This window comes from Shinella sp. JR1-6, assembly GCF_004284735.1.
In the GTDB taxonomy this organism is placed as follows: Bacteria; Pseudomonadota; Alphaproteobacteria; order Rhizobiales; family Rhizobiaceae; genus Shinella.
Genome location: NZ_SHMI01000021.1, coordinates 62,801 through 82,771, shown reverse-complemented (window position 1 = coordinate 82,771; position 19,971 = coordinate 62,801). Strand labels below are relative to the sequence as shown.

The 19,971-nt window shown below is 65.3% G+C and carries 15 protein-coding genes and 1 pseudogene; 2 read left to right on the top strand and 14 right to left on the bottom strand.

Translation table 11 applies throughout. The annotated features are described in order from the left end of the window. The 14 genes and pseudogenes from EXZ48_RS35545 to EXZ48_RS26280 form a co-directional block, all read right to left on the bottom strand. Positions 1 to 119: pseudogene (locus EXZ48_RS35545) on the bottom strand (glycine C-acetyltransferase); the annotation flags it as partial. 154 nt (positions 120 to 273) lie between these two features. After that, positions 274 to 1,356: an NAD/NADP octopine/nopaline dehydrogenase family protein gene (locus EXZ48_RS26340; protein WP_130519480.1), complete on the bottom strand. Its 1,083-nt coding sequence runs from the start codon at positions 1,354 to 1,356 to the stop codon at positions 274 to 276. Positions 1,357 to 1,404: 48 nt separating this feature from the next. Then, positions 1,405 to 2,016 carry a helix-turn-helix domain-containing protein gene (locus EXZ48_RS26335; protein ID WP_023516848.1) on the bottom strand — a complete coding sequence of 204 codons (612 nt, stop codon included), beginning with the start codon at positions 2,014 to 2,016 and terminating at the stop codon, positions 1,405 to 1,407. A 41-nt stretch (positions 2,017 to 2,057) separates the two neighbouring features. After that, positions 2,058 to 2,633, bottom strand: coding sequence for a peroxidase-related enzyme (locus EXZ48_RS26330; protein WP_130519478.1), 576 nt, complete (start codon positions 2,631 to 2,633; stop codon positions 2,058 to 2,060). Beyond that, positions 2,630 to 3,130, bottom strand: a complete 501-nt coding sequence (locus tag EXZ48_RS26325; RefSeq protein WP_023515473.1) for a CMD domain-containing protein — start codon at positions 3,128 to 3,130, stop codon at positions 2,630 to 2,632. Before EXZ48_RS26325 ends, EXZ48_RS26330 begins: the two co-directional genes overlap by 4 nt. Positions 3,131 to 3,139: 9 nt before the next feature. Continuing rightward, complete coding sequence (locus tag EXZ48_RS26320; protein WP_023515472.1) at positions 3,140 to 4,633, bottom strand: NAD(P)-binding domain-containing protein; 1,494 nt, start codon at positions 4,631 to 4,633, stop codon at positions 3,140 to 3,142. A 93-nt stretch (positions 4,634 to 4,726) separates the two neighbouring features. Further along, entirely contained in the window at positions 4,727 to 5,812 is a 1,086-nt protein-coding gene (locus EXZ48_RS26315) for an ABC transporter ATP-binding protein (protein ID WP_050746843.1), read from the bottom strand. Next, positions 5,812 to 6,606 (bottom strand): ABC transporter permease, encoded by a 795-nt coding sequence (locus tag EXZ48_RS26310; RefSeq protein ID WP_023515470.1) that lies wholly within the window; start codon positions 6,604 to 6,606, stop codon positions 5,812 to 5,814. The genes EXZ48_RS26315 and EXZ48_RS26310 overlap by 1 nt, the downstream gene beginning before the upstream one ends. Further along, positions 6,606 to 7,592, bottom strand: coding sequence for an ABC transporter permease (locus EXZ48_RS26305; RefSeq protein ID WP_050746842.1), 987 nt, complete (start codon positions 7,590 to 7,592; stop codon positions 6,606 to 6,608). Before EXZ48_RS26305 ends, EXZ48_RS26310 begins: the two co-directional genes overlap by 1 nt. A 157-nt stretch (positions 7,593 to 7,749) precedes the next feature. Further along, entirely contained in the window at positions 7,750 to 8,859 is a 1,110-nt protein-coding gene (locus tag EXZ48_RS26300) for an extracellular solute-binding protein (RefSeq protein WP_088016596.1), read from the bottom strand. A gap of 500 nt (positions 8,860 to 9,359) precedes the next feature. Continuing rightward, the gene (gene lysA, locus EXZ48_RS26295; RefSeq protein WP_130519476.1) at positions 9,360 to 10,583 is read right to left on the bottom strand and encodes a diaminopimelate decarboxylase; all 1,224 of its coding nucleotides are present in this window, start codon (positions 10,581 to 10,583) and stop codon (positions 9,360 to 9,362) included. Between the two features lie 88 nt (positions 10,584 to 10,671). Beyond that, positions 10,672 to 11,847 carry a PLP-dependent transferase gene (locus tag EXZ48_RS26290; RefSeq protein ID WP_130519474.1) on the bottom strand — a complete coding sequence of 392 codons (1,176 nt, stop codon included), beginning with the start codon at positions 11,845 to 11,847 and terminating at the stop codon, positions 10,672 to 10,674. A gap of 15 nt (positions 11,848 to 11,862) precedes the next feature. Beyond that, on the bottom strand, positions 11,863 to 13,227 hold the full coding sequence (locus tag EXZ48_RS26285; protein WP_130519490.1) for an MATE family efflux transporter: 1,365 nt from the start codon (positions 13,225 to 13,227) through the stop codon (positions 11,863 to 11,865). Further along, complete coding sequence (locus EXZ48_RS26280; protein ID WP_130519472.1) at positions 13,227 to 14,372, bottom strand: GNAT family N-acetyltransferase; 1,146 nt, start codon at positions 14,370 to 14,372, stop codon at positions 13,227 to 13,229. Before EXZ48_RS26280 ends, EXZ48_RS26285 begins: the two co-directional genes overlap by 1 nt. A gap of 307 nt (positions 14,373 to 14,679) precedes the next feature. Between EXZ48_RS26280 and EXZ48_RS26275 the strand changes: the two genes are divergently transcribed. Then, positions 14,680 to 18,618: a non-ribosomal peptide synthetase gene (locus tag EXZ48_RS26275; protein WP_130519470.1), complete on the top strand. Its 3,939-nt coding sequence runs from the start codon at positions 14,680 to 14,682 to the stop codon at positions 18,616 to 18,618. Positions 18,619 to 18,642: 24 nt separating this feature from the next. Further along, entirely contained in the window at positions 18,643 to 19,962 is a 1,320-nt protein-coding gene (locus EXZ48_RS26270; RefSeq protein ID WP_130519468.1) for a lysine N(6)-hydroxylase/L-ornithine N(5)-oxygenase family protein, read from the top strand. The last annotated feature ends 9 nt before the right edge of the window (positions 19,963 to 19,971 follow it).

The window sequence follows — 19,971 nt, the reverse complement described above, 5'->3', positions numbered from 1 at the left end:
GAGGCAACGGCGATCTCGCCGGCCTGCCTGGAGGTGATCACCCGCTCGGCCTTGTAAAGGCCCGCGGTTTTGAGAGCATCAATTTCCTGGGAGAGATGGGACAAAAAGGCGGTGTTCATGGGGAGTAAAGACCTCGTTCCAGCATCGGCCCCTTGCGGCACGGCATCGGATATCATGGTGGCAAACGGAAGGGAGCACGGTGCCGTCCGCCGGCATCATGCTCCCTTTGCCCGCCACGGACGCATGGCCGTGGCGGGCAGATGAAGGCGGCCGTCAGGCGGCTGCCGGGAACCCGTCGCGGCACAGACCCTTGAGCTCGTCCAGCGACATCGCATCGAGATCGAGGGCGTTGAGAAGGTCGTTCTCTGCGGTGAAATCACGGCCATACATCGACGAGAAAATACGAACGCCGGCTTCATGCAGGTCCGCGGGATAGCCCGCGAGACGCCCGATCTTCGCCGTCATGACGAGACCGAAGGGAACGTCCTCCGTCACATAGCGGCTGTCGGCGGTGGTGGGACCGCTGCCGCCATTGCCGGCCGCGTGCATCTCCTGGTTCATCTGGGAGATGGAGTTGACCGGCACATGGAACGACAGGTGGAAATGCTGGAAGATATCGCGCACTTCCAGGCCGAGCTTCGTGGCGATGGCGATGCGCTCCTTGTCGAGGTCTTCGAGGAGACGACCGACATTCGGCGTGACATTCTGCCCCTGGCTCCACGTCTCGCCGCGCTCCATGCGGGTCATGTTGCCGAGCGCAATGCCCATGTGGTTCTGCGGATTGAGGTTGGAGAGCGCAATCGCCAGCAGGCTGCCCCGGTCGCGGAAACGGTCGCCGAACAGGGACCGGCAGACGGAGAGCCCCACGTCGCTGGCCGAGGCCGGCACCGTCGCGAGATCGACCTGCTTGCGGATTGTATTCACATTGACCGACGTCTGGCTCAACTGCCGGCCCGAGACGGCGGTGGTGCCCCATGCGACAATCGGGATGACGATGCCGCGCGCGGCCAGCAGGCGGGAGAGATACAGCGCGCCGAACGATGCATGCGAGCTGAAGATGACGATCTGCGAGGAGGTGATGTGCGGGGCAATGGCGTCCAGCACGGTCTTGTGGCCATAGGCAGGCAGGGCGATGACGAGCGCTTCTGCCCCCGCGACCAGCTCCGCTGCGCTGGTTGCGACAGCCGGATGGAAGGTGCCCTGGATCGCACCTTCCGCGACAAGCGCTTCACCGCTGGCAAGCGCGCGCGTGCGTTCGCCGGAAGGCGACCACAGCGTCACCTCGTGTCCCTGCTGCTCGACGAGTGCCGCCGTTCCAAAAGCGATCGAACCCGCTCCGACAATTCCTGTCCGCATCGATAATTCCTTTCTGCTTAATCATGGTTTCGGCCGTGGGGCCGATCGTTACTTCGGGCGTGTCGATGCCCTCGGCGTGTGCGGCCCGACATCACCGGACGCCACGACGAGAAACGCACCGGCTCCCACAGCGCCGACGCTTGTCAGCGAATGCGGCACGTCGGCGGCATAGCGCGCCGTCTCGCCGGCGCGCACGATCATGGTGTTTCCCGCGCTGCGCACGATAATCTCGCCCTTGGTGCAGTGCAGATGCTCGACGGTTCCGGTTTCGTGCGGGTCGCTCACCAGCTCCCCCTCGGCCTCGAAACTCAGGAGATACCACTCGATCAGCGACACCATGCTGGCCGGCGACAAGATCTGCAGCGTGCACGTTCCGTCCGCGCTGCGGATGGTCGGCGTCAGATTGCCCGGCTGCAGGTCGATGACGGAGCCGCTGCGCTCCTCGCTTGCGCCGCTGACCAGACTGTTGAGGTCGATCTTGAGCGCGCGTGTCAGGTGCCACAGGGTGCCGTAGGTCGGGTTGGCATTGCCGCGTTCTATTTCCGACAGCATCGAGCGTGAAACGCCCGACAGGGCCGCCAGTTCGGCAAGGGTCAGATTCAGCTCCTTGCGATAGGCCTGCAGGCGCGGTCCGATTTCGGGCGGATTGATCGAAAGCATGCACTGTCCCCCTCTGGCTGCCTCATGGGCATCTCGAACAATCATTCCCCGACCGGCTCGCCGAGCGTGTGCATCAGCCGGTTGGCCCAGCCGAACAAGGCGGTCGACAGGATGAGGTCGAGGATTTCGTCCTTGTTCAAACCGGCTGCGACCAAAGCAGCCATGTCGTCGGCGGTCGCATCGGATGGGCATTTCGAAAGCTTGACCGCAAAATTCAGGATCGCCTTGAGCCTGGGCTCGATCTGCGCATCGACGCCATCGGTGAAGATCGCCGCGATGACATCGGTCTCCTTGGTCAGCTGGTTGTAGCGGCTGGCATGCACCGCCGCGCAATAGATGCAGCGGTTGACGATCGAGGCGCCGACAGCGCCAAGCTCGCGTTCGGCGCGCGAAAGCCCGCCGCGATTGTACATGACGGCGTTGAACAGCGGCGAGCGGTGCTTCAACGTCTCGACGTCATGCGCCAGCACCAGCACATAGTCGGAAACCTTGGTGTTGGACGGCGTGATCTTCAGCGCGTCGAGCTGCTCGTTCGTCGCTTCGGCTAGATCCAGCGGAACCACATAGGGGTTCCACTGCGGAACATCGGTCGTGAATTCGTGTATCGTCTTGCTCATGCCAGCCCCCGCATCAATTGCAGGCCAACCGCGACCCGGATCTGATAGCTGACAAAGGCGACGAGCTCCGAGAGCCTGACGATGTCGGCATCGCCGATCCCGGCTTCCCGGAGCAGTTCGATATCGCGGCGCGTCGCATCCTTTGGCGAATGTGCCACCAGATCGACATGGCGGATCAACGCCCGGGCCCGCGCATCGCTGCCGCCGTCGAACCAGATGTCGGCCATGCGTGCGGCGTCTTCCGGCATTCCGGCTTTCTCCAGCATGGCCTCGAAGTGATCCTCGAACGTCTTCTGGTCGTTGATCTTCGCAATCCGCAAGGCGAGCGCGGCCCGCTCTGCATGCGACAGTCCGCCGGGGTCCGCCGGTGTGAGCGCGCCATCATGCGTCTGCTGGGTCAGTGCCATAATGTCGGCGCGGCCGGCCACCGTTTCGGCCAGGGCGCTGCCCGGCTCGATCCCGACGATTGCGGCAATCACGTCCTCGTTCTCAGCCATTCCGTCCTCCTATGCCTGCTTGCGGTCATCAAGGGTTTCGCCGTCCGGCAAGGGCGACGCGGTCCATTCGTCGCCGCGCAGTTCGGGCGTGTCGTAGTCGAGCAACCGCTGCCAGTACTGGCCGAAGTTTTCCTCATAGAGCTTGGCGGCAATCTCGCGCGCCAGCCAGGACGCGCCTTCGCTGATGCCCGGAATGTCCCCGCTCACCTTGCCGAGGCTGGCCGCTGCACCCGAATTGAAGCTGTGGATGTTGGCAAGCCAGGGCGCCTCACCTGGCACACGCTCGAGGAAAGTGAAATCCTCGGCGAGATAAGGGAACTTGCCGAGCTGCTCGTTCTCCTGCCCCGGCGGCGGCGTGAAGCGATCCTGCCACAACAGGATCTTGTCGGCATAGCCGTCGAGTTCCTTGCGGGCCAGCGGATCAACCCCGAAACCCGTCCCCAGAATAAGGAAGTCGGCGCGCACGGGCTTGCCCTGCGACGTGCCGACAACGATCTCGTCGCCGTCGAGCTCCACCGTCTCGACCGCGGCGTCGAAATGGAAATAGGCGTTCGGATGGCGGCTGACCCGCATCGTCGAGCCGCGCGGCGCCGGTGTCTGGGTCCGCAAGGAGTAATTCATGATCTGCCAGCGCCGGGCGTCGCCGAGCTGCGGGAATGCGGCGGTGAAACCGAACGAGCCGATGCCCATCAGTTTGTTGATGCATGGCATTTCCTTGCGCCGGATGAGATGGCGAACCTCGGCTGCGCCGGCCTCCAGGGCTTCGGCGGCATTGTCGACCGCCGACGCCCCGACACCGACAACGACGACGCGTTTGCCGCGCAGGGCAGCAAAATCGATGTCATGCGAGGAATGCGCCCAGTATGTCTCCGGCAAGCCGTTGACGAAATCCGGAATGCTGGGGTGCCCCATGCCGTCACGGCCGGTCGCCATGACGACCTTGCGGGCGAGCACGGAGGTCTCCCGGGCGCCCTTGCCCGAGGTCATCAGCCGCATCAGCGCCCCCTCGGGCCGGATCGCGGTCACCTCGACATTGTTCTCGACCGGCAGCTCGAGCACCTTGCGATACCAGCGCAGATACTCCATCCACATTGGACGCGGGATCTTGTCGAGCGCAGACCAGGCGTCGTTGCCGAACTGGGCGACGTACCAGGCACGGAATGTGAGCGATGCCATGCCGTAGGCCGGACCGGTCAGCTGCTTGGGCGAGCGCAACGTTTCCATGCGCGCATAGGTCAGCCACGGCCCTTCGAGACCCGGCTCGCTGCGGTCGAAGATGCGGATGTTGCGAATGCCGGCGCCGATCAGCGCAAAGCCGGTAACGAGGCCGCACATGCCGCCACCGATGACGACGACATCGTGAACCGGTTCTGCGAGAGGCGTCGGCACGACCCAGTTTGCCGGGGGATAACAAAGGCAGGCGAGATCGTCGCGGACACGCCGTTCCAGCTCCGGCAGGCTCGTAGCTGCAGATTGAATCGGCATATCAACGTCATAGGCCATGGTTCACCTCCCTCGCCCGGTGGAGCTTTTCGCTCGCATCGGCCGCCTTGCTTCCGGACGCCCCGCACCGTTCGGGTGCGGGGCGCTGTTCGTCTAGGTGTTCGCGCGCCGGTCGGGGATGACCGTCGCAGTCTCGGGCTTCCAGCCGAGCCAGACGTCCTCGCCGTCGAGCTGCTCGACCTCGCTCGGGTGAACCAGGGTGTTCAGCAGGGCGCCGTCGCCGACCTGGACCATCATCGAGGTGTGATTGCCCTTGAACACCCGCTGGCGGATCTTGCCCTTGATGCGGTTGGCAGTTGCCGGCTCGCTCGCAGAGCAATGAATGGCCTCGGGACGCAGGACGACGTAGAGATTGTCGCCGACCTTCGGCGCCAGCCCGCCGGGATTCGCCTTGATGGTGACGCCGTTCCAGTTCAGCGCGGCCACGCCGTCCTCAAAGCCGAGAACGGCACTGCGCAACAGATTGGTCTCGCCGATGAAGTTGGCGACAAAGACCGAGCCGGGACGCCCGTACAGCGTGTTGGGATCGCCCATCTGTTCGATGCGGCCCTTGTTCATGACCACGATCGTGTCCGACATCGTCAGCGCCTCCTCCTGATCGTGCGTCACGAACATGAAGGTCTTGCCGGTCTTCTCCTGAATGGCCTTGAGCTCGATCTGCATCTGCTGGCGCAGCTTGGCGTCGAGCGCCGACAGCGGCTCGTCGAGCAGCAGCACGTCCGGATCCGGCGCCAGTGCCCGCATGAGCGCCACGCGCTGGCGCTGGCCGCCGGACAATTCCGCCGGCAGGCGCTTGGCATAGTCCTGAAGCTGAACCAGCTCCAGCAGTTCGCAGACCCGGCGATGGATCCTCGCGTTATCAAGCCCCTTCAGCTCGAGGCCGAAGGCGATGTTCTTGGCAACGGTCATGTGCGGGAAGAGGGCATAGTCCTGGAAGACGATGTTGACGTTGCGCTTGTTCGGCGGCACCCGCGTGACGTCCTTGCCGCTGAGCAGGATGCGTCCGGATGTCGGCGTCTCGAAACCGCCGAGCATGCGCAGCGACGTGGATTTGCCGCATCCGGAGGGGCCAAGAAGCGTGACGAACTTGCCCGGCTCGATGCTCAGGTTCAGGTTCTCGACGGCGACATAGCCGCCATAGCTCTTGGTGACATTGTCGAATTGAACAACGGGTTCCATCAGCGGGTCCTCGCGCGGCGGGTGAAGTATTCGGCGTACAGTCCGACGGCAGCCGTAACCACGAGAACGAGTGTCGCCATTGCGTTGATCTCGGGAGACATGCCGCCCTGCACCTTGGCGAAGATCAGCATGGGCAAGGTCGGGCGATAACCGCCGAGGAAGAAGGTGCGGACGAAGTCGTCGATCGACAGCAGCACGCAGAAGATCATGCCGCCGACAAGCGCCGGCTTGAGGTACGGCAGCGTCACGCGGAAGAAGGCGACGATGCTGTCGGCGCCGAGGTCGCGGGCCGCATCGACGAGATTGCCCGGCATCGAGCGCAGGCGGGTCAGCGCCATGACGACCACGAAGGGCACGGCATGAACGGTATGGCCGAGGATGATGGCCGCCGTTCCCGTCGGCAGGTCGATGGTCGAGATGAAGATGCGAAGCGAGATCGCCGAGATCATGCCCGGCACGACCGCCGGCAGGCAGGCGAGCGCGAAGAGCACGACCTGACCGCGAATGCCGTCGGCAACGATGAGCATGGCGATCCAGACGCCGAGGGTGGTCGCCGCAAGCGTCGCCGCCGCCGCGATCATGATCGAATAGAGGCAGGCTTCCAGGAACTGCTTGTCCTGCATCACCTTGATGTACCAGTCGAACGTCCATTCGCCGATCGGGAAGGCGACGAAGTTCGCATCCTTGAAGCTCATTGCCATCATCAGCGTGAGCGGCAGAAGCAGGTAGAGAATGAAGGCCCAGTAGAACGCCGTGAGCGTTGTGCGCGGGACATCAGAAAACAGGGTGCGCATCAGATTGCCCTCCGTTTGCGCCCGCCGACCAGCCGCATGAAGATAGCGGCGGCGATCAGTGCGGTCACCAGCATGATCAGGGCGAAGGCGGCGCCGACCGGCCACTTGTCGCTGGCGCCATGGAAGAAGCCGCTGATCGTTTCAGGAAAGAGTACGGTGTTGGGGCCGCCGAGCAGCATGGGCGTCGCAAAGACCCCGATGCAGGTCAGGAAGACCAGGCAGCAGCCGGACACGATACCGTCGCGCGACAGCGGCAGAATGATCCGGCGGAAGCGCGTGAAGGGGCCCGCGCCGAGATCCGCAGCCGCGTCGAGCAGCGGCGACGGGATCTTTTCGATCGCCGAGTAGAGCGGCAGCAGCATGTAGAGGCAGATCAGGTAGACGAGGCCGAAGCCCAGCGAGAACGACGTATAGAGCATCGGGATCGGCCGGTCGATCAGGCCGATGTCACGCAGCAGCACGTTGAGCGCACCACGATTGGCGAGCAGCATGATCACGGAGAACGTCCGGATGAGCTCGCCGGCCCAGAACGGCACCAGAAGCAGCAGAAGCGCCTTGGAACGGCCCTCCGGCCTGACGATCTTGGCAACGTAGTAGGCCACGGGATAGACCACGACGAGGGTCAGCGCCGTTGCACCCGTCGCAAAGACGAAGCTTCGGATCAGGGGCGTAAAGTAGATCGCCTCACGGAAGAAAATGGCGTAGTTTTCGAGCGTGAAGTGCGACTCCCTGCCCGGCTGGACGGGGTATTGCGACAGAAGGCTGATCTTCAGCATCTGATAGATCGGCCCGACATGCAGCATGATCAGCCAGATCAGCGGCACGCCGGCCAGAAGCAGGACGCGGCCGATCCGTGATTCCACCGCCGCCCCGAGCGTGTGTCGATAGAGCGCGGAATTGACCACCTTCGCTATGCCGGTGGAGTATTTCGGTACGGCCGTGTCGTGCGCCGTGCCGTATCCGGCTGTCGTGTTGCTACTCACCATTGGACAATCTCGGTTGGCGCAGAGCGACCGTGACCGCGCGGCAAGGCCAGCGGACAGTCATCGCGCACTGTTTGGTGAAATGGACGAGCCGCCTGCCCGACCCCTGGAGCGTCAGAACACTCCGGGGACCGGGCAGGCAGGGCCGAAACCCAGCGCGTCAGGCCGCCTTGACCTCTGCGGTCGCGCGGTCGATCATCTCGTTCTTCATGTCGCGGTTGACCGAGGAGAAGAAGATGATGCGTTCGATTTCTTCCTGCGGCAGCGTCGAAGCGAGTTTCTCGCGTTCGTTCAGCAGATCGCCAACGCCGTTTATGGTCGAGCTGTAGCCCGACTGACGGGTCATCGCCGCGCCCACTTCCGGGGTTGCGAGGATCGCGTCGAGCAGCTTGTAGGCGTTCTCGGCGTTCGGAGCGTTGTTGACCACGTTCAGCGTGTAGCAGAAACCGAACGTACCTTCCTTCGGCACGGAAAGCTTGATCGGGTGGCCGTCGATGATGAGCTTTGCCGCCGGGCCGGACCAGGAATGCGCGAGATAGATGTCCTCGTTGATGAACATCTGCTGCACTTCCGAGCCTGCGTCATAGTACTTGCGCACCATGTCCTTGTGCTTGATCAGGAAGTCGCGCGCTTCATTGGTCGCCTTCTGGGCGATATCGGGCTTGTCGACATAGGTGGTGAAGTCACCGTCGTGGCCGAGATACTGCATGACGATCGTCATGAAGTCGCTGACGATGTAGGAGGTCTGCCCCTTGTACTGCGGATCGAACATGATCTCCCAGCTCGGCGCGTCTTTCACATAGTCGACATTGCGGGCAAGCCCTTCGTAGCCGGCGAGGATCGGCAGACCCCACAGATTGCCGTTGACGCGCGCCCAGGTGGCGTCCTGATAGGCGGAGTTGAGGTTCTTCCAGTTCGCGATCTTGCCGGTGTCGAGCGGCTGGAGCAGCTTGGAATCAATGAACTGCGAATAGCGATGGCCAGCGACGGTGACGATGTCCGTCGACGGATTGGCACCCTCGGCGGTGAGCAGGTTGTACTGCTTGCCCTGGTCGTCCGTCAGGCGGATGCGAACCTCGATACCCGTGTCGCGCTGAAACTTGTCGATGAATTCCTGCGGCAGGAACTTGTCATAGGTCGTGACGTTGAGCACGCCGTTTGCCGCCCAGGCAGGACGCGGACGGATGATGTATGGCATCGTCAAAACAGCAGCACCCGCACCGAACAGCTTCAATGCAGTTCTACGGTTGGTCATCAGCTTCTCGCTCATTCTAGTTCCCCTCTTGTTGAGCCCATGCCGAACAGTCGTTGCGGAACGACGAGCGTCTCCTTCGCACGGTGATTATCCGTACGGTGCGCAGGCCCCGAGCAACTGAAATCTATTGAAACAAGGCCTCCTCGCCCCGTCCGACATACCGAACGATATTTCCGGTAAACAGGAATTGACCTCTATATTGGACGAATGTCAAGCAGGACTGTTCAAAGAAATGACACATTTCATTGTGCACCGCACCAACACCGGGAGCGTCGCCTCATCCCGAAGACGGCGTTGAAATGGCGCTCGCTGGCAGCGGACCGGGATCCAAAGGCGGGACCGGAAGAACCGTCATGGCCTCTCTCCGGGGCGATCCGGCACCACGATCCACAACCGAAAGCCCGCAGGGTCACGGCAGGAAGCCCGCCGGACTTCGAATGTCGTTCGCCGCCGCAGTGTTCGCCGCGAACCCGGCGTGCGGCAGCGAACCAGACCGCCCCTTTTCGAAGGCGCCGCTAGATCGTCTCCAGCGCCAGAAGCTCGTCCAGCGTCTGGCGGCGGCGGATCAGACGGGCGCCGGTCTCGTCGACAAGCACTTCCGGCACATAGAGCCGGCTGTTGTAGTTCGACGACATCGTCGCGCCATAGGCCCCCGCGCCATGGAAGACCAGGTGCTCGCCGACCGCGACCTCGGGCAGGTCGCGGGGCAGCACCGTTCCCGTCTCCGTCTGGGTGAAGACGTCGCCGGATTCGCACAAGGGGCCGGCGATGATGGTCGGGAGGGTTTGCGCTCGCTCCGGAATGGCGGTGATATGGTGGTAGCTGCCGTACATGGCGGGCCGGGCCAGTTCGCTGAAGCCGGCGTCGACGAGCACGAAGCGGTTCCGCCCCATGGTCTTGACGGCGCGGACTTCCGAGACGAGCACGCCGGAATCGGCGGCGAGGTAACGGCCGGGCTCGATTTCGAGCCTGACGGCATGGCCGACATGCGCCTCGATCTCCCGCCGCGCTGCATCCCAGAGCGAGAAATAATGCGCAGGCTCGATCTCCTCCTCCCCCTCCCGGTAAGGCACGGAGAGGCCGCCGCCGGCGGAGATGGCTTCGAGATCGGCGCCGAGATTGCGGCAAAGATCCACCATGGCCCCGCAGACCCGCTCCAGATGACCGTAATCGACGCCGGAGCCGATATGCATGTGCAGGCCGACAAGTGTCAGGGAATATTGGCGCACCAGCGCCATGGCGTCCTGCAACTGCTCGAACCAGATGCCGTGCTTGCTGTTTTCGCCGCCGGTGTTCGTCTTGTTGCTGTGGCCGTGCCCGAAGCCGGGATTGAGGCGCAGCCAGACGCGGTGGCCCGGCGAGCGTTCGCCGAGCTGCCGCAGCATGTCGATGGAGCCGGCATTGACCTCGATCCCGTCGGAAACGACGCGCTCCAGCGTCGGGCGGTCGAAGAGATCGGCGGTGAAGACGACATCGGCCGCGCCCGAGGCATTGCCGGTGGCATACCCCGCCCGCTTCGCCCGCTCGATCTCCCCGAGCGAGACGGCATCGACCCGCACACCGGCCTTGCGCATCTCGCCGAGGATATGGATGTTCGAACAGGCTTTTTGCGCATAGCGCACGACGTCGAAGGCGGAGAGCTGTTCGATGCGGCGGCGGATGGCGGCGGCGTCGTAGATCCAGAGCGGCGTTCCGTGTTCGCCGGCAAGCGCGATCAGGGTTTCATTGGAGAGGGGCATGGTGTCTCTGTGCGTTCGGGGAATATCAAAGAGCGGAGCGGCAAGGCCGCTCCGCTCCGGGCATGATGCGGGGCGATGATACCACTCTCTAGCGTTTCGCCGCCAGCAAGGCTTGCGCCAGATCGGCAATGACGCTCTCCGCCTCATGCAGCCCGACATTCAGCCGGATCGTGCGGTCGCTGACGCCGAAGCGCGCAAAGACGTTGGTTTCCGGCGAGATGCTGAGCGCGGCCTTGGCCGGCACGACGAGGCTTTCCGGCCCGCCCCAGCTCACCCCGATGCGCACCAGGCGCAGCGCATCGACGAAGGCGGCGACGTCGATCCGGTCCGAGACCGCGAAGGAGAACAGGCCGCCGAAGCCGCGGAAGGTCGCCTTGCCGGGATGATCGTAGAAGGCGGGGTGCATGATGTCGGTGACGTCCTCATGCGCCTGAAGCCAGGAGGCGACGGCAAGGCCGGCCTCGTGGTGGTGACGCAGGCGCAGCGGCAGGGTTTCGAGGTTGCGCAGCACCAGCCATGCCTCGAAGGGCGCGAGTTTTGCGCCGGTATAGGGGTAGATCTCGCTGTTGATCCTGTCGATATGCGCCTTCGAGCCCGCGACGAGGCCGGCGACCGTATCGCTCTGCCCGCCGAGATATTTCGAGGCCGCATGGATGACGAGATCGATGCCGACATTCAGCGGGTTCTGGTAGAGCGGCGTCGCCCAGGAATTATCGACGATGGTCACCACGCCGTGGCGGCGGGCGGCCTCGCCGATCGCCTTCAGGTCCTGCAATTCGAAGACCATGGAGGTCGGGTTTTCCAGATAGGCGAGCCGCGCGCCGGGCAGCGCGGCCAGCATCGCCTCGGTGTCCGTGCCGTCGACATAGTCGACGAGGATGGCGAAGCGCTTCAGCACCTTTTCGAAGAAGCGGAAGGCGTCGCTATAGACGTGCCGCACGGTGACGATGCGGTCGCCCGGGCCGACGAAGGCGAGCACCGCGGCCGCGATGGCGGCCATGCCGCTGGAAAAGGCGCGGGCTTCTTCCGCGCCTTCCATATCGGCGATGCGGCGCTCCAGCAGGCGCACGGTGGGATTGTCGCCGCGCGAATAGATCGGCTTTTTCGAACGGCCGGCAAAGACATCCTCAAGCTCCCTGTAGCTTTCGAAGAGGAAGAGCGACGTCTGGTAGATCGGCGGCACGGCGGCGTCGAACGGGTCGTCGCGCAGCGGCGGCAGCGCTTCGGCATGGCGGTAGGCGTCGAATCTCGGGGTCTCGTTCATGGTGTTCCTCATAAGTCAGGAAGGGCGGATCGATGGATTGGCAAGCTGCGGCGCGATCCGGGGAATTGTGGACCATTCGTGCCGCGCGACGAAGAGGCCGAGCACGGCCGCCAGCAGGGCCGCGAGCGCAGGCGCGGCGGAAACGCCGGCAAACCCCGCCCATAGCGGCAGGAGAAGCAGCAGCGGGATGAGCAGGTAGCCCTGCGGCGCGAGCCCGACCAGGGCCGAAAGCCCCGCCCGGCCCCGCGATTGCAGCAGCACGAGCAGCACGGACTGGAAGGCCGCCAGCGGAAAGACCGGAAAGAGCGCGCGCAACCAGGCTCCGGCCTCGCGAACGACGGCGGGGTCGTCGGTGAAGAGGCGCGCGACCGGCTCGGCGGCGACGAACAGCAGCGCCGCATAGAAAAGCGCCGCCGGCACCGTCACGGCCAGCATGAAGCGGATGACGCGCTTCAGCCGCACGGCGTCGCCCGCGCCGAAGGCGTGGCTGACGACGCTCTGCGCGCCGAGGCAGAAGCCGAGCACGGGGAGCTGGCCGAGCGTCATCAGCCGCACGGCGATGGCGGTCGCGGCGACGCCCGCATCACCGCCGTGGACGGCGGCCTCCCGCATCAGCAGGAGAAGGCCGATGCCGGTCACCAGCGTCGTGGCAGCGGCGGGCACGCCGATTTTCCCGATCGGCCCCAGCAGGGACCAGCGGATGTTCCCGTTAAGAACGTCCACAGCGCCCCATCGGCGGAGGAAATAGACCGCATAGCAGCAGAGCGCCGCCGCAGCCGAAAGCACAGTGGCGAGGGCCGCGCCGGCGGCCCCGAGGCCGAAGGCGAAGATGAAGATCGGGTCGAGCACGATGTTGAGCGCGAAGCTGGCGATCAGCACGATCATCGAAAAGCGCGAATTGCCCTCGGCGATGGCGATGAAGTCGCAGACCACCTGCAACAGCCCGAGCGTCAGGCCGATGGCGAGCAGCCGGCCGTAGTCAAGGCCGGGCGCAAGCAGCGCCTCGCCCGCCCCGAGCGCGCCGGCGAAGGCCGGCAGGCCGAGATAGATCGGCACGGAGAGCGCGACGCCGAGCGGCACGGTCGCCGCGAGCGCCGTCATCGCGACGAAAGCGGCCCCGGCGCGGTCCCCCTCGCCGAGACGGCGCGCCAGAAGCGTCGCAAGGCCGATGCCAAGCCCCTGGCCGGCGGCCCCTACCAAGAGGAAAAGCGGCATGACGAGCCCGACGCCGCCCAGCACCTCCGGCCCGAGCGCGCCGAGGAAGAGGGCATTGACCGCATGGTGCCCGGCATTGGCGGCAAGCCCCGCCACCGCCGGCAGCGCGACGGTCAGAACGAGCCGCACGATGCGCGGATCGTTCATGTCCACGGCGGTTTTCATCACGCGGCGTCTCGCGCCAACGAGCCCGCAACGGGCAGGCCATCCGGGCCTGACAGGTCGGAGAGATCGGGAGACAGCAGCCGGTCCATGAAGAAGCGCTCGCGCAGGAGCATGACGAGCAGCGCCTTCTTGTGCGGGAACTGGATGTGCTTGACCTTAGCGAAGCCGGAGCGGTCGAGGTTGCGGATCTGCTGGCGATGGTGGTGGATCGGCTCGCCGACGATGCGGCGGGTGCGCGCATCGGCGAGGAACATGTAGTGCATCAGCGAGGGCAGCCAGGCGCTGACGAACGCCTTGCCGCGGAAGTCGTCCTCGCCGATGGCCACATGCCAGCCGCGGTCGTAACCGTCCGCCTCGTAATGCGGGCCGATGCGGTCTTCCTTGGCCCAGTAGAGCTCGAAGTAGCCGAAGGGCACGCCGCCGAAGGTGCCGATCAGCGGCAGGGTGCGCGGATCGGCAAGACGGCCGGCGATGAAATCGCGATGGTAGGAAAGGTCGCCGGCGTCCTCCCAGATCGCCGCCACGCGCGGATCGTTCATCCAGCGATGGAAATGCGGCAGATCCGCCTCGACATCGGCGACGTGGAAGCCAAGCTCCGTGTTCAGCCAGGGAATGAAGCGGCTGTAGACGCGGCCGACCGGCTTCGGCGGGCGCTGCGGATGCAGCGCGCCGTTCGTCAGCGTCGAAACTTCCGGATAGGCGGCGGGAACGCCGCCGAGCCAGGGTTTCTGCAACTGAAAGAAGGATTCCGGCCGCGCGACCAGCCGCTCGCCGTGCCGTTCGAGCGCACCGGTACCCAGAAGGCGCTGCGCGAGCCCCTCGTCGGCAAGCGCGACATCCACCGCGCCGAGCGCCGGATTGCCGGCAAGCACCGCCTCCAGCACGGCGTTGACGATATCGTCGGTCGCAACGGGCGAGGCCGGCAGAGCCTCGAAGGTCAGCAGGCGGGAGGACGGGCCGGCGAGATGGCCGGAGGCCACCTCCTCCCCCTCGTGCTCGACCCGAAAGCCACCGGCGGCCTTGCCCGGCAGCACGCGCAGCGGCTGGCCGCAGGCCAGCGTGTGGCTGAGCGCCCCCGTCGCCGGCAAGCGCAGGCCATCGGGCGTTTCCCGCATCGTTTCGCTGACGGCGACATAGGCGTTCATGGTGCTTCTCCACTCTCGAAACCGGGGCGCGACCGGCGATTCATGCGCGGTCACTGGTTTGGCAATGACGAATGAGGCCATGTCGAATTCAGAATATTTTTTGATTTTTCTCTGAATTCACGCAGCGCTCATTCGTCATTGGGTCGCATCGATGTAACGGCGGAGAGAATCCCAATCGATCTATGCATGCATGGCATGAATATCGATCATATAAGCTCTAAGATTACAGAAACCTCCGAGAGGACTGTATGATTATATTCGTCATGTCCATAATATATTACGATTCCATCGAGAGAGCGGCGAAGAAATGACAATTCATGATCGGAACGCCAAGGCGGCAAACGACTTCGCTCCGGTGGCGAGATGTTCGCTATCGCCGGCACAGTCGCGAATCTGGCTCTTGTCGGAGACGGGCAACGAGGCCGTCTACGGACGGCAAATTCTTGCCGTTACCTTCCCGCCCGTCGCCCTTGCGACGGCGCACGCAGCCCTCGCCCTCCTGTCGCGCCTGCACCCCCTCGTCACCACGCATTTCGAAGCGCGGGCCGGCGGCGCGGTGCAGCAGGTCCTGACGAGCGGCCAGGCCGTCGCCGTCGTGGAAGCGGCCAGTGCCGGCAATGCCGAGGACGCGCTGTCCGCGGCCGTTGCGGCAGAGCGGAACCGCCCGGTCGATCTGGCGAGCGACAATCCGGCCCGCTTCACCCTCGTCACGAAAAACGGCGAGGCCCACGGCGCGGTGTTTTCGCTGCATGCCGTGCTGGCCGATGCCGCAACGCTCGACCTTCTCGCGACGGATTTTCTGCACATTCTCGGCGGGGATACCCCCGCGGCGGTCGGTGGCGGCGGCGTCGCGGCCTGGATGGCCGGCAACGGCGCGCCGCGCGTTCCCGCGCAGCCGCTGGTCGATTTCTGGTTCCGGCGGCTGACGGCGCAGGACAGCGTCGCCGCGCTCGTCCCGCAGGCCGTCGGGCGCGACCTAGTCGATGAGATCTGGGCGGAACACCGGTTGGATGTGCCCGTCTCACCGACACAATCGACCGAGGAGACGGCGCGCGACATGCTCGCGGCGCTCGGCATTGCGCTTCGCAGGCATTCCGGCCACGGCGCGCAGCGCATCGGCCTCGTCACTCGGCCGTCCGCGCCGGAAATCGCCGCCCGCAGCGAGGACGTGCTGGTGCTGACGACGGCGCTCACCGGGGCCATGACCCTCGCCGACGCCCGCGCCGCCTTCGAGGCGGAGATCGCCACGGCGGCCGGGCAGTCCGTGCCGTTCGAAGCGCTTGCCGACGCGCTGCTGCGCCGCGACGAAAGTTTCGACACGACGAGCCTCGCCAGGACGATCCTCGACGTGCGCCCGCCCTTCCGCTTTGCCGAATTGGCCGGCGTGCGCGCCGTCGCGGAACCGCCGGCCCGCCGCGATGCGGAGCTGGTGGTGACCGTCTCGCGCCTTTCCGCCGAGCGGCTGTCCATCGGCTTCGGCTTCGATCCGCAAAAGCTCGACCGCAAGCAGGTCGCCCGCTTCGCCGACGATCTGGCGATTGCGCTTGCGCGCCTCGCCAGCCACCCGGACGAGCCGATTAGGCACATCCCCTTCGTTTCGCGTGAAGAACTGGACCGGCTCTCCGCGCCCTACCCGGATACGCCCGCGCCCGACGACGGCACGCCCATCCACGAGGTCATCGCCGCGCAGGCCCGCCGCCGGCCGCATGCCTTCGCCGTTGCGCAGGGCGAGCGTTCCGTCAACCACGGCGACCTCGAAACCGCCGCCAACCGGTTGGCGCACCGCCTGATCGCGCTCGGTATCGGCCCGGAAAAACGCGTCGCCATCGCGCTCGAAAAATCGGTCGACGCCATCGTCGCCATTCTCGCCGTGCTGAAATCCGGCGGCGCGTTCACGCCGGTCGAACCCGACCATCCCGAGGCGCGCAACCGGCATATCCTCACCGCGCCCGGCCTGTCGCTGGTCATCTCCCGCACGAAGCACATCGCCAACCTGCCGGGCGATATCGCCACGCCGATGCTCAACCTCGACACGACGGACCTTTCGGGCGAGGCCGAGACCGCGCCCGCCACCGTCATCGCGCCAGACCAGCTCGCCTATGTGATCTACACCTCCGGCTCGACCGGCGTGCCGAAGGGCGTCGCGGTCGAACACGGGCCGCTGGCGCACCATTGCAAGGCGACGCTGCGCATCTACGAGATGAGCGAAGACTCCTGCGAATATCCGGTGCTGCCCTTCACCTCCGACGGCGGCCACGAGCGCTGGATGGTGCCGCTGATGGCCGGCGGCGGCGTGGTTCTCGCGCCCGACAAGCTGGCGACGCCCGAGGACGCCTTCGCCATGATGGTCCGGCACGGCGTCAACAACGCCAGCCTGCCGACGAGCTATGTGCGCGGCCTTGCCGAATATGCCGGCGAGAACGCCGACATTCCCCGGCTGCGGCTCTATTCCTTCGGCGGAGAGGCGCTGTCGCAGGCCGTCTTCGACATGATCACGGAAAACCTCAAGGCCAAACTGCTGATCAACGGCTACGGCCCGACCGAGACGATCATGACGCCGATGATCTGGAAAATCCCGGCCGGCACGCGCTTCGAGGGCGCGGTCGCGCCCATCGGCCGCGGCGTCGGCGACCGGCGCATCTATGTGCTGGACGCCGATCTCGCGCCGGTGCCCGTCGGCGTCATCGGCGAGATCTATATCGGCGGCAGCGGTGTGGCGCGCGGCTATCTCGGCCAGCCCGAACTGACGGCCGACCGCTTCATCCCCGATCCGTTCTCCGGCAGCGGCCGGCTCTACAAATCCGGCGATCTCGGCCGCTGGCGCGAGGACGGCATCGTCGAATTCGCCGGGCGCGTCGACCACCAGATCAAGCTGCGCGGCTTCCGCATCGAGCCGGGCGAGATCGAGGCCGTGCTGCGCGCCGATCCGCGCGTCGCCGAGGCCGTGGTGCTGCTGCACAACGAGGGCGGGCGCAGCTTCCTCGTCGCCTATGTGGTGCCGCGCGAGGGCGAGGCGCTGAGCGTGACGGACCTGCGCCGCGCCACTGTGGCCGCTCTGCCCGATTACATGGTGCCGCAGACCATCATGCTGATCGACGCCCTGCCCATGGGCCCGAACAGCAAGCTGGACCGCGCCGCGCTACCCGCCCCGCGCATCGAGCGGGCGCTGGTTCCGCCGGCGGGCGAGAAGGAGACGGCGATCCTCTCGGTCTGGCAGGATATTCTCGACATCGGCGAGATCGGCGTCACCGAAAACTTCTTCGAGATCGGCGGGCAATCGCTGGCGGCGGTGCGCATCGTCTCGCGCCTGAAGATGCGCCATCCCGAATGGCCGCTGTCGATCGCCGACATGTTCAACCACCCGACCATCCGCGACCTTGCGCTGGCCATCGAGGGCGGCCGCGACGAGGCGGGCGTCGATGTGGTCTATCTCCGGCGGAACGGCGAGAAGCCGGTGCTCTATTGCTTCCCCGGCCTGCTCGTCAGCACCCGCGAATATATGCGGCTGGTGGACTATCTCGGCCCGGACCAGCCGGCGACCGGCTTCATCTGCTACTCGCTGACCGAGACCAAGACGCTGAGCACCCGCGTCGAGGACATCACGGCGCGCTATGCGGAGGCGGTGCGGCGGCAGGCCAAGGGCCGGCCCTGCGCCTTCCTCGGCTGGTCCTGGGGCGGCCTGCTCGCCTACGAGGCCGCGCGCCAGCTCGGCAACGACATCGATCTTAGGATGATCGGCATGGTCGACGTCTGCGACATGGACGAGGAGTTCACCGTCGGCATCCTGCCGAAGTTTGCCGAGGGTGTTCGCGACCGGACCCATGCGGCCGTGCAGCAATGGCTTGCGACAACGCCGATGCGCGAGGACTGGAAACGCCTCTTCGCCGCCATGGATGCGGAGGTCTACGAGCAGTTCCTCTCGCATATCGTCAAGAACAACGTGGCCCTGCCGACGGACGGGCCGGATATCGGCTCGGAGGAGCACACGTTCTGGATCCTCGTCGACAACGCGATGATCTTCCGCAACTACCGCCTCACCCCCACGGATTTCCGCATCCACGCCTTCGCCGCGGAAGATTCCCTCACCCGCGCACTCAACGTCATCGATTGGCGTCGCTATTCACCGAACGCCACCGCATCGGAGATCGTCACCGGCACCAACCACCTGACGATCATCGGCAAGACGCCGTTCCACCAGCGTTTCGCCCGGCGGCTGGACCAGGCTTTCCTCCCTTCCCTCCTCTAAATGCCCTCTTTCTGGAGTTCCATCATGACATCCCATGTGCTCGACCTCGTCGGGGCCGGTATCGGACCGTTCAACCTCAGCCTCGCCGCCCAGCTCGATTCGATCCCCGAGCTTTCGGTGCGCTTCTTCGAGCGCCGCGCCGCCTTCGCCTGGCATCCCGGCATGATGCTGCCCGGCGCGGAAATGCAGACCTCCATCCTGAAGGACCTGGTGACCGCCACCAACCCGACCAGCCCCTGGAGTTTCCTGGCCTATCTCGTGGCGCACAAGCGCTTCTACCAGTTCATCAACGCCGAGTATGAAGCCGTGCCGCGCAAGGAATTCGCCGATTATCTCGGCTGGGTGGCGCGTGGCCTCACCTCACTGCGCTTCGGCACCAGTCTGCGCGACGTGCACCTTGCCGGCGACCGCTTCGCCATCGCCACCGACAACGAGGCCGTGCATGCGAAAAACCTCGCCGTCGGCGTCGGCAAACTGCCGTCGCGGCCGGCCTGGGCCGAGGCGCTATCGAAATCCGCGACCTTCCACAGCAGCGAGGCCGTGGCGCGGCTCGGCGAGGTGAAGGCCGGGCGGGTCGCCGTCATCGGCGGCGGGCAGAGCGGCGCGGAGATCGTCGATGCGCTGCTGGAGCGCGACGGCGTTTCGGCCGTGCACTGGATCAGCCGCCGGCCGAATTTCGAGCCGCTCGATGCGACGCCCTTTACCAACGAGCTGTTCACGCCGAGCTACATGGAGCGCTTCCATGGCCTTCCGGAAGAGTTGCGGCTGATCCACACGCGCCGGCAGGTGCTCGCCAGCGACGGCGTTTCCGCCTCGACGCTCAAAAAACTCTATCGCCGGCTCTATGAGCGGCAGTTCGAGGCGGGCGAAGGCGTCGATCACGGCGTTTCGCTACGGCCCTTCCGTGACGTCATCGCCGCCGAGCAGGAGGGTTCCGAAATCACGCTGACCATGCGCAACGGTTTCGACGAGAGCATCGAGACGGTCACCGTCGACAAGGTGGTGTTCGCTACGGGTTACCGCTTCGTGCTACCGGAATTCCTGCAATCGCTGGAAAGCCGCATCGCCTTCAACTCGCTCGGCGAGCCGGTGCTGGAAAGCGATTTCTCGCTGGCGTGGGACGGCCCGCGCGAAAACCGCATCTTCGTGCTCAATGCCGGACGCCACAGCCACGGCATAGCCGAACCGCAGCTCAGCCTCGCCGCCTGGCGTAGCGCCGTCATCGCCAATGCCCTTGTCGGGCGGGACCATTTCGATCTGGTACAGGTCGATCCCGTCGTGCAGTGGGAGAGCGAAGGCGGCGCGGCGCGGCTCCCCGCGCATCTGGGCCAGGCTGCGGAATAGGTGCTCGCA

Excerpts from the sequence above, each read along its gene's own strand:
- EXZ48_RS26340 (WP_130519480.1), bottom strand. The coding sequence starts at position 1,356 with ATGCGGACAGGAATTGTCGGAGCGGGTTCGATCGCTTTTGGAACGGCG.
- EXZ48_RS26335 (WP_023516848.1), bottom strand. The coding sequence starts at position 2,016 with ATGCTTTCGATCAATCCGCCCGAAATCGGACCGCGCCTGCAGGCCTAT.
- EXZ48_RS26330 (WP_130519478.1), bottom strand. The coding sequence starts at position 2,633 with ATGAGCAAGACGATACACGAATTCACGACCGATGTTCCGCAGTGGAAC.
- EXZ48_RS26325 (WP_023515473.1), bottom strand. The coding sequence starts at position 3,130 with ATGGCTGAGAACGAGGACGTGATTGCCGCAATCGTCGGGATCGAGCCG.
- EXZ48_RS26320 (WP_023515472.1), bottom strand. The coding sequence starts at position 4,633 with ATGGCCTATGACGTTGATATGCCGATTCAATCTGCAGCTACGAGCCTG.
- EXZ48_RS26315 (WP_050746843.1), bottom strand. The coding sequence starts at position 5,812 with ATGGAACCCGTTGTTCAATTCGACAATGTCACCAAGAGCTATGGCGGC.
- EXZ48_RS26310 (WP_023515470.1), bottom strand. The coding sequence starts at position 6,606 with ATGCGCACCCTGTTTTCTGATGTCCCGCGCACAACGCTCACGGCGTTC.
- EXZ48_RS26305 (WP_050746842.1), bottom strand. The coding sequence starts at position 7,592 with ATGGTGAGTAGCAACACGACAGCCGGATACGGCACGGCGCACGACACG.
- EXZ48_RS26300 (WP_088016596.1), bottom strand. The coding sequence starts at position 8,859 with ATGAGCGAGAAGCTGATGACCAACCGTAGAACTGCATTGAAGCTGTTC.
- lysA (WP_130519476.1), bottom strand. The coding sequence starts at position 10,583 with ATGCCCCTCTCCAATGAAACCCTGATCGCGCTTGCCGGCGAACACGGA.
- EXZ48_RS26290 (WP_130519474.1), bottom strand. The coding sequence starts at position 11,847 with ATGAACGAGACCCCGAGATTCGACGCCTACCGCCATGCCGAAGCGCTG.
- EXZ48_RS26285 (WP_130519490.1), bottom strand. The coding sequence starts at position 13,227 with ATGAAAACCGCCGTGGACATGAACGATCCGCGCATCGTGCGGCTCGTT.
- EXZ48_RS26280 (WP_130519472.1), bottom strand. The coding sequence starts at position 14,372 with ATGAACGCCTATGTCGCCGTCAGCGAAACGATGCGGGAAACGCCCGAT.
- EXZ48_RS26275 (WP_130519470.1), top strand. The coding sequence starts at position 14,680 with ATGACAATTCATGATCGGAACGCCAAGGCGGCAAACGACTTCGCTCCG.
- EXZ48_RS26270 (WP_130519468.1), top strand. The coding sequence starts at position 18,643 with ATGACATCCCATGTGCTCGACCTCGTCGGGGCCGGTATCGGACCGTTC.